This window comes from Oribacterium sp. oral taxon 078 str. F0262, assembly GCF_000160135.1.
Lineage (GTDB): Bacteria > Bacillota > Clostridia > Lachnospirales > Lachnospiraceae > Oribacterium.
The window spans coordinates 206,282-221,296 of the sequence record NZ_GG729933.1 but is presented as its reverse complement, the minus strand read 5'-3'; the positions used below and the strand labels follow the sequence as shown (position 1 = coordinate 221,296).

The following is a 15,015-nucleotide window of genomic DNA, read 5'->3' as shown; positions in this document are numbered from 1 at the left end:
GATAATAGCCTCGATATGTCGTATAATCGGGCTGTAAATGTAATGGGGTTTGCATACCATTATTTTACAATAAAGCCCGGACTTTTCGAAGTCCGGGTCTTTGTTTTTTATAAGAGAAATCCGGCTGAATGGCCGGATTTCATCCGATGAAAAAGACTGCCGCACTAATCACTTAGTGCGACAGCCCCTGTCCTCTCCATTACAAAGCTTTATGCTTTCTTAAGGAAAGAAGTCCCTTCCTCTCTGCGGAAAGCCCTGCTCAGCGCTCTGCCCTCCCCGCGAGGCAGAGACTGTAGATTTTCGCCACGCCGGCCTCCCGGAGCGCGGACGAGCAGGCCTCGATCGTCGCGCCTGTGGTAAAGATGTCATCGACGAGGCAGACCGAGCGGAGGCTGTCCGGAATCCTTCCCGGGCGGATCGCTCTTTGCATATCTCTCGCCCTCTCCTCCGGGTTCAGATTCTTCAGGGCCTTCGTATTCCGCACCCGGTGAAGGGCAGCGGGATAGACCGGAAGCTTCAGAAGCTCTCCGATCCGTTCCGCGAGAAGCTCCGCCTGATTGTAGCCTCTCCTTCGAAGTCTTTCCCTGTGGAGCGGAACCGGAACCAGGGCGTCCAATGAGAGCGAGAGAAGCCTCTCTCCGATAAGCCCCGCGGAAAGCTCTCCATAAAAGGAGAGATACTCCCGCCTTCCATGGTATTTGATCCTCGCGATGGACTCGGAAATCTCATCGCTGTATTCTAGCAGGATGAAGCCAAAGTCAAAGCTGAAGCGCCTCCTCCTGCAGTTCTCACAAAGCTCCGCCTCCTCCGAGGCGATTCCTCTCCCGCATTTCAGACAGAGGGGCCTTTGCATCGGCCGGATACAGGGGATGCAGGAGGGACAGATCCTCTCCCCGGGGGAGAGAACCCTGTCACAGATCGGGCAGCGGGGCGGGAAAAGGGAGGAGAGAACTGTCTCGCGAAGCTCCCCCAAAAGCGCTCCGCTCCAAGAAGAGATGGGCGGGTCTCCCCCGGGAAATTTCATATCGACCTCCCAAAAGCAAAAATATCCTTAAATAAAACTACCCTTCCTCAGCCATTCATCCATTCATCGCCGCAAAAAAGCTCTCCCGCGCCGGAGGAAGCGGTCAGCGCGAAGGTGTCCCCTGCCGGGCGTCTGATATAAGTTGATGTGAATTTACGAAAGAGAGCCCGCTGAAAATAGATCTCGCGGTCCGGATGAAAATGCCTCTCTCGATGGATCTCCATTTACGAATTTACAAGGAGGATTCCGCCAAAAAGGGATGCTCCGCGCCGGATGCGAGCTCCCGGAGCTGCTCTGCCAAAGAGGAATAGCGCTTCGCCTCCGTCCCGTTCTCCAGCATGGCCCGAAACGCCCCGGGGTCCCCCACGAGGCAGACGCAGCGCTTTGCCCGGGTCACTGCTGTATAGAGAAGGTTCCGGTTCATGAGAAGCTGCGGCCCCTGATACATCGGGATGACGACCGCCGGATATTCCGAGCCCTGGGACTTATGGATCGTGATCGCATAGGCGAGATCCAGGTCCTCGCAGTCCTTAAAGCGGTATTCCACGCTCCGCCCGTCGAAGTCCACCGTCAGCGTCTCGCGGAGGGCATTGATCTCCCGGATAATTCCGATGTCTCCGTTGAATACTCCCTCTCCCGTCTCGATGGGGATACCGAAGCGGCCGCGGAGCTCCCAGACGAGATTATAATTGTTCCGGACCTGCATCACCTTATCGCCGAGCCGAAAGAGAGTGCCGTTCAACTCCTTCTCCGCCTTCTCTCTCCCCGGGGGATTCAGCTCCGCCTGAAGAAGCGGATTCAGCCGCTCTACGCCGAGCGCCCCCTTCCTCTGGGGCGTCATGACCTGGATGGAGAGCGGGTCCGTCTTCAGATAGGCGGGAAGCTTCTCCAGAAGGAGCCTCGTCACAGACTGCGTGATCTGCTCCGGACTCCCGCTCCGGATGAAGAGGAAGTCCCTTGAGGGCTTCCCGAGATCCACTTCCCTGCCCTCATTGATCCGGTGGGCATTCACGACGATGTCGGACTCCATGGCCTGCCGGAAGATATGCTTTAAGGAGATCGTCCGGACGAGCTCGGAGGAGATGATATCCCGGAGGACATTTCCCGCCCCGACCGAGGGGAGCTGATCCGCATCCCCAACGAGAATCAGCCGACAGCCCTGCGGCACGGCCCGGAGGAGTGCATGCATCAGGCGAAGATCCACCATGCTCATCTCATCGATGATGAGCAGCTCGCAGTCGAGGGGATTGGACTCATCCCGCTCAAAATGCCCTCTCCCTCCCCTTTTTCCGCCCTCCTCGTCCTCCGGTCTCCCCTGGTACTCGAGCAGGCGGTGAATCGTCTTCGCCTCCCAGCCCGTGGACTCGCTCATCCGCTTCGCCGCTCTCCCGGTCGGCGCCGCGAGGGCGATCGTCTTTCTCTCCATTGAAAAAAGACGGAGGAGCGTCCGGATCGTCGTCGTCTTTCCCGTGCCGGGACCCCCGGTGATCACCAAAAGGCCGGACTCCGCCGCGATGGAGACCGCCTGCCTCTGCAGGGGATCCAGCTCGATCCCCTCCTCCCCCGTGATTTCAGCGATCCTCCTCTCCGTCTCCTCCTCTTCGCTCCCGCCGAGATTTCGATTCAGAGAGAGAAGCAGGGCCGCGGTCTCTCTCTCCGCATAATAAAGAGAGGAGCGGTAGACCCTCTCCCCCTTTACCTTGATCTTTCCCCGCATCTGAAGATCCGAGAGGCAGGCCGGAAAATCCGGAATCGAGAGGGACAGAAGCTCCTCCGCCGTAGTCTGGAGAAACTTAAGCGGCAGATAGCAATGTCCCTGTATCTCCGACTGCGAGAGCGCATAGAAGATGCCGGACTCCAGCCGGAACTCAGACTCCTCCGCTATCCCCGCACGGCGCGCGATCTCATCGCACTTTTGAAAGCCGATCCCCTCGATATCCTCCGAGAGCCGGTAGGGATTCTCCCGGATCAGATCATAGAGCTTGTTTTTATACTGCGCATAGATCTTTCCCGCGAGATTCACGGAGATCCCGTAGCCCTGGAGGAAAATCACCGCATCCTGCATATCCCTCCGGGCATTCAGAGAGGCGGCGATATCCATCGCCTTCTTCCGCGAGATCCCCCGGATCTCCGAAAGCCGCTCCGGCTCCTCCGAGATGATCCGCATGGTCTCCATGCCGAATTGCTTCACGATCCGGGATGCCGTGGCAGGCCCGATCCCCTTCACCGCCCCGGAGCCAAGGTATCGTTCCAGCGCTTCCTTATCTCCGGGCGCCTCCGACTCATAGCTCTCTATGACAAACTGAAGGCCGTAGATCGGGTGCTTCGTCTCATGCCCCTTCGCCCGGATCGTCTCCCCGGCCGCAAGGGATGAGACCGTTCCGACGAGTGTGAGCTCCTTTCCGTCCTGCACCGCGGAAAACACGGTGTAGCCGCTCTCCTCGCTCCGAAAGATGATGTGATCGATATAGCCCCGAAATTCCTCCATGGCTACAGATCTTCTTCGTCCCGCGCGGAGATATCGATGAAGCGGCCTGTGCCGATCGCGACGGCCGTCAGCGGATCCTCCGCGAGCATGGTATTGATGCCGGTCTTCTCCTGCATAAGCTTATCCAGGCCGTAAAGGAGGGAGCCGCCTCCCGTCATGACAATCCCCCGCTCGTAGATATCCGCCGCAAGCTCCGGCGGAGTTCTCTCCAGGACATTGTGTACGGCATTGATGATCATCGCGATCGGATCGGCCAGCGCCTCCATGATCTCATCCGAGCTCACCACGACCGTCTTTGGAAGCGCTGTCACCAGATTCCTTCCGCGGACCTCCATCGTCACATTCTCCGGCCGCTTGCTCGCGCAGCCGATATTGATCTTGATATCCTCCGCGGTCCGCTCCCCGATCAGGAGGTTGTGCTTCTTTCGCATATAGCGGAGGACGGATTCGTCGAAGTCATCCCCCGCGATCTTGATGGACTCCGATACCACAGGCCCGTCCAGAGCGATCACCGCGATGTCCGAGGTCCCCCCTCCGATATCGATAATCATATTCCCCTGGGGCTTCGAGATGTCTATGCCGGCCCCGATCGCCGCCGCCACCGGCTCCTCAATGATCGTCACATCTCTCGCCCCGGCGTGATAGGCCGCGTCCTCCACCGCCTTCTTCTCCACCTCCGTCGCGCCGCTCGGGATACAGACAGAGAGGCGGGGCTTTCGGAGCGTCCGCTTCCCCACCGCTTTATTGATGAAATGCTTCAGCATCTGCTCCGTCCTCGTATAGTCGGAGATCACACCCTTTCGGAGGGGCCGCACCGCCACGATATTCTCCGGCGTCCTGCCGAGCATCAGCCTCGCATCCTCCCCATAGGCCAGAATCTTATCATTGTCCCTGTTTACCGCCACAACAGACGGCTCCTTCAGAACCACACCGCGTCCCTTTATATAAACGAGAATGCTGGATGTCCCCAGATCTATCCCTATATCATTTGAAATAAGTGAAAACATGGCTTCCTCCGCTCAGTTCCAAAATCCTGATTTTTCCTATAAGTATAACGGAAAGCCCTGATTTTTGAAAGCCCCCTTATCCCGGAAGAAGGCGGAATTCTCGTTCGTATTTCCGTCAAGTTTTCTTTATAATTTTTAGAATCCTTTTAGAGCATAGACATACTTTAGACACAAAGAAACTTTATAGTATAAGACAGTTACAGAGATGTAACTGAAAAAGCTTTTCATACTCATACTCTGGAGCCCTCTCCTGAAACCGGGCTCCAGAGCCCCCTTCAAAACGGCATAACGGGTCTTGCTTTTTTCCCCCCTTCCAGCGAGGCCCTTCCTATATTCGATAAATCGAGCCCCGGCGGAGAAAACCACTCCATCGGGGCTCTTTGATTGATTCCGCCGCACAGCTTCCCCGGCGGATCCTCTCCGCCGGGGAAACCTCGGTCTCTCTTCCCGCTTCGCCGTCTATCTCGCCCCGGAGATTCCGAGTGCCGCTGCGAGCGCGGAAAATGCCGGCAGAGATCTCTCGATTACCTTCCCGGGAACGCAGTAGGCAATCCTGACATAGCCGGGGAGCCCGAAGCCGTCGGTCGGCACCACGATGATATGCTGCTCCTCCGCCGCCCTCGCAAAGGCCTGGGCATCCCCGCCCGGAGCCCTCACCAGGAGATAGAAGGCCCCTTCGGGCTTTGCACAGTCAAAGCCCAGGGACAAAAGCTCCGCATAGAGAAGACGGCGGTTTTTGTCATAGAAATCGAGCGTGGTCCGGACGTCGAGGCACTCCGCGATCGCCCTCTGAAAGAGGGAGGGGGCATTCACGAAGCCGAGACAGCGGTTGGCAATCACAAGGGCCGGCATGAGCTCCTCATAGCCGTCTACCTCCTTTCGGAGAGCGAGGTAGCCGATCCTCTCCCCGGGGATCGACAGGGTCTTCGAAAAGGAATAGAGGTAGATGCTGTTTCGCAGAAAACCCGGGACATAGGGAACCACTCCGCCGTCATAGACGAGCTCCCGGTACGGCTCATCGCAGATCAGGTAGATCGGGCGCTCATAGCGCTCCTCCGCCTCCTGCAAAAGCGCGCCGAGCCTCTCCAGCTGCTCCCTGGGATAGAGCGCCCCGGAGGGATTATTCGGATTATTGATGATGACGGCCCTCGTCCTCCGGCCAAGAAGCTTCGGAAGAGCGGAAAGATTCAGCTGGAAGCTCTCCGTGTCCGGCGGCACGACGGAGAGCTTCCCCCCGTAGTTCTCCGCATAGGCGCGGTACTCCGTGAAAAACGGGGCAAAGGCGATGACCTCATCTCCGGGATTTAAAAGAGTCCGGAGAACGACGTTGAGGCCTCCCGCCGCGCCGTTTGTCATAATGATGTCCTCCTTGTCATAGGACATCAGAAAGCGCCGGTTCAGGTTCTCCGCCACCTTCTCCCTCACCTCATCGTAGCCCGCATTTTTCATATAGCCGTGCACATCCTGAGGCTCCTGGTTCTCCAGGATGCTGATGACGGCATTTTTCACCTCATAGGGAACCGGAGCCATGGGATTCCCCAGGCTGAAATCATAGACGTTCTCCCTCCCGAAGGAGGCGGCCAGCTCCTGCCCGCGCTCAAACATCTTCCGAATCGCCGAGTTTCCCTCCATCCGTCTTTCCATACAATCTGATATCAGCATATTCCTGTCCGGAAAGATTCTCTCCTCCCGCCTCCTTTCCCTTCCTATGCTTTCCTCTCATCGCGACCTCCTTCAGATCGGCAAAGGAGGACTTGCCGGACACCGCTTCCGGATTGTTCCGAAGCATGGTCTTCGACCACCAGCTCATCCTGCCGCTCTTATCGCTCCCCCCGTCCTGGAGCAGAGAAAGCCTGGCCTTCATCTGTTCCAGCTGCAGCTTTAAGGAATGCTGCGATTCCTCCGGAGAAGTCCCGCGCCCGGTCTTCGCGCCGATCGCGGAGAGTCCGGCGCGCACCGTGGAGACCGCCGCGCCCATGGTGTTTCCTGCCACGGCCTTCGCCGCCGCCATCTTCCCCTCGCTTTTCTGAATCTCCCGGAAATACTCCGCATTGGCGTTAAGCCCCGCCTTTGCCGTCTCAAGACGGCTGTAGACCTCCTGAATGGAAAGCTTCAGGCTCTGGATCTCCTCCGAGCTTTCCGCAAGCCTGCTGAGCCGGTCCCGAAGGTCCAGAGCCCCGAAGACCGATGCTACGGCGTCCTCGATAAAGAGCGTATAAAGCATCGTATTCACCACGAGAAAGGTAGAGTAGGACCAGTTTCTGGAAATCCTCTCTATATGGGGATGAATGAATTCCGTGATGAAAAGCGCAAGGACTCCCCAGCTGATGGCCGCGTAGAGACAGATATAGCCGTGAAAATTAAAGGGATTATGGGAATAATCCCACCACCTCATGTTAAACAGGTGCTCCATGAGAAGCCCCGTGAAAAGCTCCAGCGCCGTGCCGCCGAAAAAACCGGTCAAAAAGACCAAAATGTGCCGGTCCCGATAGGGCCAGACCAGAAGAATCAAGAGCGTCGCGCCGCTCCCGTAGAGCGGCAGCCATGGGCCGTGACAAAAGCCGCGGTTTCTGAGACGCCCGGACTTCAGAGAACAGTAGAATGACTCGAAAACCCAGCCCAGAATGCAGTAGCTCATAAAGAAGATGCTCCACTGCAAAATGCTGTAGCCTTCTATCGTCTCCATCCAAACCTCCTGCACCGGACATAACGCCGCATCCCTCTCCAGAAGGGCCTTAGGACTTATGATAGAACGGATATCGGTGCTTGTCCAGTCTTTTCGGGAGCCGAAGCCCTTTTTATCAAACTTTCGTTCTGTATTTTCGCGCTTCAGCCGCCCGCCTCGGGGGAAGAAGGCCGAGCAGCAGCTCCGGAAAGCCCTGCAGCTTGGAAAAAAAGCCGGTGAGCGAAGAGTGAGAGAGGAGGACGGAGAGAAGCAGGGAGAAAAAGAGCATGAAGACGGTCAAAAGCTTCGGGCAGACGGACATAAGCTTCGGATAGCCCGCCGCAAGGAGCAGATCCCGGATCGGGCGGTGAAGGATATAGATCTGAAGCGTCCTCTCCCCGATCTTCCTGAGAGCTCCCCAAAGAAGCTCCCGCCTCTGAAGGATCGGAATCAGCAGAAAGATACTGAAGGCGATCGAAAGGGAAAAAGGATACCAGAGAAGCCGGAGGAGCCAGGGAAAGGCCCTGAGAGGCTCCGGCATGCCGGAGAAGCCGAGCTTCCGGTACCAGCCCCCGTAAAAAAGCTGAAGATAGGGGGAGAGGAGAGAGCGGGCCTGAAGAGCCGAAAAGAGGGAGAGGGAAAGCCCGGTGAGGATGCAAAGCCCCTCCTTCAGACTCCCCCTCTCCGGGCAGAGCTCCTTAAGGCCCTGCACGCCGAGAAAATAGGCCAGGAAAAAGAAGGGCAGAAAGGCCGTCACCCTGTCCAGGCTCAGCAGGTCCTTTATCCCCTCCGCGTCATCCATGTATCCGAAAAGCAGCGAAAAAAGCAGCAGGAAAACCATGATAAAGCATTTCTCCCCCCTCGTCCGATAGAGAGACAGGGGGAGGATGAGCAGGTACCAAAAGAAAAGGGCGAGCAGATACCAGGGCGCACCGGACTCGTGCAGAAGATCCGGAAAGCTCCCGCTCGGACCATAGGCGAGCCGCTCCGGAAAAAAGACGATAAGCTTATAGCAAAGATAGAGCCAGAGGAGGGAGAGCGGACGCCCGAAGCGATAATGCCCGTCCTTTATGACAGAGGAGGAAAAAAGCCCGGAGAGGAAGACAAAGGCCGGCATATGAAAGCTGTAGATCCAATAAAAGATGCCGTTGACAAATCCCCCTCCCAGGTCCTTTAGCGGAAGCAGGAAATGTCCCGCCACGACGAGCACGATGAGGAGCCCCTTCATGACATCAAGCCGCTCCTCTCTTTTTCTGCCTTCCATCCCCCCTCCTGAAATCCCCGGCCGCAGACAGAGCGCGGCAGTCTCTTCCCCCGCTCAGGTCTCGGGCCGCTTTCCTTCTCTGCAGCTCCCGCAGTACCGGCGGCGCCTCTCCCGGAGCCTCTCCGACTGCCGGAGTAAGCGCATCTCCGCTTCCTCCGCGGTGCCGACAGGGACTTACGCGAAGTACGGCTTTACGGCAGCGGCCAGCGCCTCCCTCTCCTTCTTCGCCTCCTCAAGATCCTTCCCGAGCGTCGTATAATAAGCCTTGATCTTCGGCTCCGTGCCGGACGGGCGGACGATGACGGTCGCGCCGTCCGAAAGCTCATAGATCAAAACATTCGCTCTCGGAAGTCCGGTCTCCTCCGTCTTCTCGTAATCCTTCACCTTGACGACGGCCTTCCCCGCAAACTCCTTCGGAGGCTCGGTCCGAAGCTTCTCCATGATCGATGCCATCTTATCCATCCCGGAGAGCCCCGGGAACTCAAAGCTGTCCACCGCGTTCAGATACCTTCCGTAATCGCGGTAGAGCTCCTCCAGTCTCTCCTTCAGAGAAGAGCCGACAGAGCGATAATAGGCCGCCATCTCGCAGATCAGCATGGAGGCGACGACGGCATCCTTATCCCGCACATAGTCTCCCGCAAGATAACCATAGCTCTCTTCGAAGCCAAAGATAAAGCGCTCCGCCTCTCCCGCCTTCTCAAGCTGGAGAATCTGATCCCCGATCCATTTAAAGCCCGTCAAGGTATGCCGGAGCTCTACGCCGTAGTGCTCCGCCACCTTGTCCGCAAGCGGCGTGGATACGATGGACTTCACAGCGACCGGCCGCTTCGGCATGCTCCCCTTCTCGATCCTCCCGGAGGCGATGTAATCGAGGAGCAGGACGCCCATCTCATTTCCCGTCACAAGCTCATATTCCCCGTCCGGACAGCGCACTGCGACCCCTACCCGATCCGCGTCCGGATCCGTCGCAAGCATGAGATCCGCGCCGGTCTCCCGGGCGAGCATAAGGCCCTTTTCCAGCGCCGCATAGATCTCCGGATTCGGATAGGGGCAGCTCGTAAAATAGCCGTTTGGATACTCCTGCTCCGGGACGATCGTGATATCCGAAATCCCGATATCCTGGAGCACCCTCGTGACCGGCACAAGGCCCGTCCCGTTCAGCGGGGAGTAGACCAGCTTAAGCCCCGCCGTCCGGCAAAGCCCCGGCCTCACCTGACGGCTCTCGACCGCCTCATAGAAGGCCGACTTGCAGTCCTCCGAGACGAAGCGGATCAGCCCCTTCTCCACTCCCTCGGAGAAGCTCATATACTTAGCCCCGCTTAAGACATCCGTCTTCTGAATCGAGGCATACACCACTGCCGCGGCATCGTCCGTCATCTGGCAGCCGTCCGGTCCGTAGGCCTTATAGCCGTTATACTGCGCGGGATTATGGGAAGCTGTCAGCATGATGCCCGCGTTGCAATGATAGTAGCGGGTCGCAAAGGACAGCGCCGGGACCGGCATGAGCTCCTCATAGATCCAGACCTTGATGCCGTTCGCAGCGAGAACAGAGGCCGCATCCCTCGCAAAGCTCCAGCCCTTCAAACGGCTGTCATAGCTGATCGCAACGGTCTGGCTCCCGCCCTGCGTCTTCACCCAGTCCGCGACCCCCTGCGTCGCCTGCCGGACCACCCAGATGTTCATCCGGTTTGTGCCCGCGCCGAGCGTCCCGCGGAGACCGGCCGTCCCGAATTCCAGAGACTTCGCAAATCTCTCCCGGATCGCCTCCTCATCCCCTGAAATCTCCCGAAGCTCCCTCTTCAGATCGAAATCGACAAGATCCGCCTCCAGCCATCGCCGATACTCTTCTGTAATCATAGCCCTCTCCCTTCACGAATTCACAGAAACGCTCACAAACGTTTTCTTCATGATACAAAACTCCGCCTTCTCCGTCAATATTCCGAAGGTCTGCACGCCTATCAGAGGCTCCTGTCCCGGTATTCAGCCCATTCCCTTCCGATTTGGCGAGCTGTGATCCCATTCCCATCGAAGCACCGCTGATTCCGCACAGCTTCTGCTCTTCATCAAGGCTTCTCCCAGCCGGAGCTCCGCTTCCCCCCGAAAAAAGAACTGCTCAGACGATCATTCTGAAAGTGAAAGCTCGCCCCTTTTTACTCAGAGGAGCTTCGCCCCGGGAAGGAGAAGCTTTCGGTAGCTCCCCTGCCGAAACAGAAGGCCATATCCCTTCGCGGTATATTCCCGGGACGATGCAGGCTGGAAGATCCCCACCGCGCCGGAATTTCCCAGCAAAAGCCCGTTGGATGAGCTCCTGAGCCAAGCGGTAAATTCATTCCTCGCTCGAAACTTTCCTGCATGGATGCTGATCACCACGCCAACTCCGCTCTCGGAGGCAAGCACAAGCATTTGGAAGAGCTCCAGCAGCTGCATCTTCCACTTCTCCATGAAATCATCGGCATCATCGATAAAAATCCAGCAGCCTCTTTGATTCTCATAAAACTCCCGCGGCGTCTTCACCTCTCCTGCTGAAAGTGCCGCCTCCAGCGCGCTCTTCCGCCTCGTGCAAAGCTCTGTGACATCATCCACGAGATCCAGCGCCTCCTCACTCTCGATATATCGGACCCGTCCGCGATAGGGAAGGAGGAGAAGGCTCTTCGAATCGAAGAGAGCGATATCGCTCTCCCTTTGAGATAAAAGGAGCTGATCGATCATAGAGAAGAGCACCGTCGTCTTTCCCCTCCCGGCTTCTCCAAGCACAAGGAAGGGGGAATCCATCCTTCCCATCCCCTCCGCCCTCACCGACTCAACATCGAGCCCGATCGGGATCTCGCAGGAATCCTCCTCCCTTCTGTAATTTCGGAACTGCTCCAGCGAAAGCTCTTCCGGAAGGACGACGAGGCGGGGTGCTCTTTTCCCCGGATTCTTCCTCTCGATTTCTCGGATCCGCTCCCGGACTCCCGCATTGTATCCGATCTCATCAGAGAAAGGACAGATGAGATAAAGCTGCATGAGATGGACATCCGTAAGCTTTACATACGCTCTCCCTCTCGTCTCTGTCAGAGGATATCCGCATCTTCCGACGATCCCCGCCGCCTCATGCTCATCGTGGAGAAAGCCTGCGATCTTCAGCTTGAAATTATTCAGGATCGCATACTTCACTGCCGCACTCCGGGTCGCGCTGAATATAGGGAAGATTCCAAGCCCCGGTCCATCCCTTGTGATTCTCACAAAGAAATCCTCCAGCTCCGGCCCGAGCTCCCGGACAGCGTCAAAGGGATCCACTAAAATCACCACAGCGGGGAGTCTCTCCGAGGAGAGCTCCTGATAAACTCTGAAATTCTGCGCGGCGCTCTCCGCAAAGAGTCTCTTCCTCCGCCGAAGCTCCTCCATAAGCCGCTTTTGGAATTTCAAAAGCTTTTCTCCATCGTCATAGCGGATATAATCCGCTGTATGAGGCAAAGCATCCAACATCACAAGACCGCTGTTTCCAAAATCCAGGACATAGAAATGCAAAAGCTCCACTGGATTTTTCCACGCAAGAGACAGCGCCGCCGTCATCAGAAGGCTCGTCTTTCCAAATCCTGCCGATGCAAAATACAAGATTCCCCCATCCTTCTGAAGATCCGGCCGATAGACCTTCTGAAGCTGCTCCTCCGGGATATCCAAAAGGCCGATCGGAAAGCAAAGATCGCTTATCTTCCTGTTCTCCCGACTCCCTGAACTGCTCCCGCTTTCCCCTTCGCAAAGCTCCTCCATGAGCGGTGAGACGAGCATCGGCGGAAGAGGAGGAAGCCATGGACGCCTCACAGGACGAATCGAAAGCGTAGAGGAAAGCTCCTTCAGACACTCCACTGTCAGCTCCAGCTCCGTCCTATCCGATACCGCCTGTCCCTGCGAAGAAGAAAGGTCGCTTAAGTCCTGATTCAAAAGCTCCCCCTGTCCCAACGCATTCACCCGATAGACCCTCTCGTCTCCGTCCTTCTCCCCCAAAAAGCTCCGAACGGGGGCTCCACTCCACGCGGACTGAAAGAGCTCATAGCGCTCATTATTTCCGACCTTCAGATATGCCCTTCCCGCCCGGGTAATGCCGGCCGCATCCGCGGTTTTCAGGATCTCCCGGCTGTCGCTCTCATTTTGAAGCTTCAGAGCGATCTTGAAATTTGAATTCGTCCAGATCTGCTCATCCACAACTCCCGCGGGCTGCTGTGTCGCAAGGATCAGATGCACACCGAGGCTCCGGCCAATTCTGGCGGCGGAGACGAGCTCCTTCATAAATTCCGGCTGCTCCTTTTTGAGCTCCGCAAACTCATCGCTGATGAGGAAAAGCTCCGGGACAGGCTCTGCCGCCTCCCCGAGCTGAAAGAGCCTGTGGTAATCGTGAATATGATTCACATGGCAGTCTTGAAAAAGGCGCTGTCTCCTCGAGAGCTCACTCCGAATCGACGCGAGCGCTCGCATGCTCTCGCTACCGTCTAGGTTTGTGATCACGCCGAGAAGATGCGGAAGATCCCGGAATACCCCCGCCATTCCGCCTCCCTTATAGTCGATTAAAAGAAAAGAAATCTCATAAGGATGGAAGTGAACCGCCAAAGAGAGAATATATGTTTGAAGAAGCTCTGACTTCCCGGAACCAGTCGTCCCGGCGATCAGCCCGTGCGGCCCGTCCGCCTTCTCATGGAGGTTCAGATACTCGATATCCTGTTTTGTCTGCGCGCCAATGGGAACCGCCAGCGTCTTCCTCGCAAGATTTTTCCTCCAGTTCTCCTCGATCGGAAGCTCCGACGCTTCCCTCACATGGAAAAGCTCAAAGAAGCGGATGCTCTCCGGGATATGAGAGACCATCCTCTGCTCATGGGAGAGCACACTGAGATTCCGCGCGATCCAGGGAAGCTCTGTCTCTCCGACCCGCTCCAGCTTGAACGGAAGTTTCTGCTCTCTCCCCTCCTTCAGAATCAGCTTTGCATGTCCGGAGTCCTCGATCTCATAGACCGTGTCGATATACTCGGGGAGTCTCCCCCCGGACCGCGCCGTATAGATTAAAGAAAAGCCGAGCTCCTCCCCGGGCCGAGAGAGATATTCCATGATCGGATGATCCAGGATCAGCTTCGGCTCAGCGAGAAGAAAGAGATAATGCGGGAGAAAGCGAAAACCCCGGCGCTTCTCCTTCCGTTTCCCGGCGCGCTCCCTGAGGATCTCCGTCAGCCCACCGAGAACCTGCTCCTTCCCCCTCCCACTCTCCACAAAACTCAGTATATTCATCTCCGGGATCCGACAATGAGGAAACCAGCGCATCCACGAAAAGTCCGCATCCTCCTCCTCGGAAAAGACCGGGACAAGCCGAAGCTCATGATAGCTGTGAAAAAAGCAAAGCTTCGCGGCCAGGATCTTCAGCTGCTCGCAGATATATTTTCTCTCCCCGATCATACCAAGCCGAAGCTTTCCCAGATTCAGAACCAGCGGCTTATGGAGGATCATGGAAAATTCCCTTTGGATCTCCTCCGCCTTTCTTTCAAGAGCCTCCGGATCCCCCCGGAGCGGATCGAGCTTCAGTCGGATGGGAAAATCCGTCGGCGCCTCACAGCAGCCGATACACACAGAGAGGAAATCCTCCTCCGTTATGCTTCTCTCATAAATCCTGCTGTTATATTCCCTCACCATCCGCTCTATCGCTTTGAGAGAAGGGTTATTCCAGCGAAGTACCTCAAGATTCTTTTGATACGCAAGGTAAATTCTCTTTCTGCAGTCGAGAAGATATCTCTCATAGAGCTCCCGGCTCTTCTCATTCTTTTCCCGGCATTCCCTTCTTCCGGAAAAATATCGGGAGACAGACAGTCCCGCTGTCACAAGCGTCATAGAAAGTGACATGAAAATGTAAGCGCCTCGACGGAAAAGGACGCAGATCGCCGCACTCACAAGCAGCATGAGAAGGGGAGGAAGCAAAAGCGAAAACAAACCGCCTCTTGGCGGGGAGGCCCGCTCCGGCAGCTTCTGGATCTCAATTGGATCTCGAGGAAGCTCCTTGATAAGTCTCGGAGATCTTTTATAGTTCGGGAAATCCTCTCCCGTCTTTTCCCGCTTCGGTAACGGAAGCCGCTCCGTCTCTATCCTCTCCTCCGGGCAGCAGATCATTAGATCCGCTCCTTCAAAAAGAAAGAGAATGTCCTCGAGGAAGAGCTCATCTCCCTCATGAAGCAAAAAGAAGAGCTCCCCCCGCGCACGCCCTTCCCGCTCCCAGTCGATGCCTCGGAGCTTCCTTCCATTCAGAAACAGCGCCTCCTCTTCCCTCTCAAGGAGCAGCCTGCCCCCTTTCAGCATGAAATTATTCGAAAGCTCGAGACGAATATCGCAGCAGCGCCCATTCCCGACCCAAAGCTCCTCTCCGATCGAATAGCGCTTCCCCTCCTTTTCCCCAAAGATGGCCTCCCTCCCATCCGGAAGAGAAAACCAGCGAAAGGGAATGTGCTCCTCCCTTCGAAAAGAGAGGAGCCGCGAAGCCTCCGAAAGAGGGTATTCTATGAGATAATCCGCTTCCCTAAGCCATAAATATTCCATTTTCCGCCTCTCTCCCTT

At 56.6% G+C, this 15,015-nt stretch carries 8 protein-coding genes; all 8 read right to left on the bottom strand.

Going from position 1 to position 15,015, the window contains the following annotated elements; all coding sequences use genetic code 11:
* Positions 1-259: 259 nt before the first annotated feature.
* Positions 260-1,024: a ComF family protein gene (locus tag GCWU000341_RS00950; protein ID WP_050761857.1), complete on the bottom strand. Its 765-nt coding sequence runs from the start codon at positions 1,022-1,024 to the stop codon at positions 260-262.
* Between the two features lie 232 nt (positions 1,025-1,256).
* On the bottom strand, positions 1,257-3,512 hold the full coding sequence (gene recD2 / locus GCWU000341_RS00945; RefSeq protein WP_009213763.1) for an SF1B family DNA helicase RecD2: 2,256 nt from the start codon (positions 3,510-3,512) through the stop codon (positions 1,257-1,259).
* Between the two features lie 2 nt (positions 3,513-3,514).
* On the bottom strand, positions 3,515-4,519 hold the full coding sequence (locus GCWU000341_RS00940; RefSeq protein ID WP_009213762.1) for a rod shape-determining protein: 1,005 nt from the start codon (positions 4,517-4,519) through the stop codon (positions 3,515-3,517).
* A 459-nt stretch (positions 4,520-4,978) separates the two neighbouring features.
* Positions 4,979-6,151 carry a pyridoxal phosphate-dependent aminotransferase gene (locus GCWU000341_RS00930; protein ID WP_242651585.1) on the bottom strand — a complete coding sequence of 391 codons (1,173 nt, stop codon included), beginning with the start codon at positions 6,149-6,151 and terminating at the stop codon, positions 4,979-4,981.
* Positions 6,117-7,205, bottom strand: a complete 1,089-nt coding sequence (locus GCWU000341_RS00925; protein WP_009213759.1) for a putative ABC transporter permease — start codon at positions 7,203-7,205, stop codon at positions 6,117-6,119. Before GCWU000341_RS00925 ends, GCWU000341_RS00930 begins: the two co-directional genes overlap by 35 nt.
* Before the next feature lie 115 nt (positions 7,206-7,320).
* Complete coding sequence (locus tag GCWU000341_RS00920) at positions 7,321-8,448, bottom strand: acyltransferase family protein (protein WP_009213758.1); 1,128 nt, start codon at positions 8,446-8,448, stop codon at positions 7,321-7,323.
* Positions 8,449-8,622: 174 nt separating this feature from the next.
* A complete protein-coding gene (locus GCWU000341_RS00915; protein WP_009213757.1) occupies positions 8,623-10,305 on the bottom strand; it encodes a phospho-sugar mutase in 1,683 nt (560 codons plus the stop codon).
* A gap of 297 nt (positions 10,306-10,602) precedes the next feature.
* Complete coding sequence (gene essC, locus GCWU000341_RS00910) at positions 10,603-14,997, bottom strand: type VII secretion protein EssC (protein ID WP_009213756.1); 4,395 nt, start codon at positions 14,995-14,997, stop codon at positions 10,603-10,605.
* Positions 14,998-15,015 lie beyond the last annotated feature (18 nt).

What these genes read in the sequence shown, in the direction of transcription:
- essC (WP_009213756.1), bottom strand. Translation starts at nt 14,997, where the DNA reads ATGGAATATTTATGGCTTAGGGAAGCGGATTATCTCATAGAATACCCT.
- GCWU000341_RS00940 (WP_009213762.1), bottom strand. Translation starts at nt 4,519, where the DNA reads ATGTTTTCACTTATTTCAAATGATATAGGGATAGATCTGGGGACATCC.
- GCWU000341_RS00920 (WP_009213758.1), bottom strand. Translation starts at nt 8,448, where the DNA reads ATGGAAGGCAGAAAAAGAGAGGAGCGGCTTGATGTCATGAAGGGGCTC.
- GCWU000341_RS00915 (WP_009213757.1), bottom strand. Translation starts at nt 10,305, where the DNA reads ATGATTACAGAAGAGTATCGGCGATGGCTGGAGGCGGATCTTGTCGAT.
- GCWU000341_RS00950 (WP_050761857.1), bottom strand. Translation starts at nt 1,024, where the DNA reads ATGAAATTTCCCGGGGGAGACCCGCCCATCTCTTCTTGGAGCGGAGCG.
- GCWU000341_RS00925 (WP_009213759.1), bottom strand. Translation starts at nt 7,205, where the DNA reads ATGGAGACGATAGAAGGCTACAGCATTTTGCAGTGGAGCATCTTCTTT.
- GCWU000341_RS00930 (WP_242651585.1), bottom strand. Translation starts at nt 6,151, where the DNA reads ATGGAGGGAAACTCGGCGATTCGGAAGATGTTTGAGCGCGGGCAGGAG.
- recD2 (WP_009213763.1), bottom strand. Translation starts at nt 3,512, where the DNA reads ATGGAGGAATTTCGGGGCTATATCGATCACATCATCTTTCGGAGCGAG.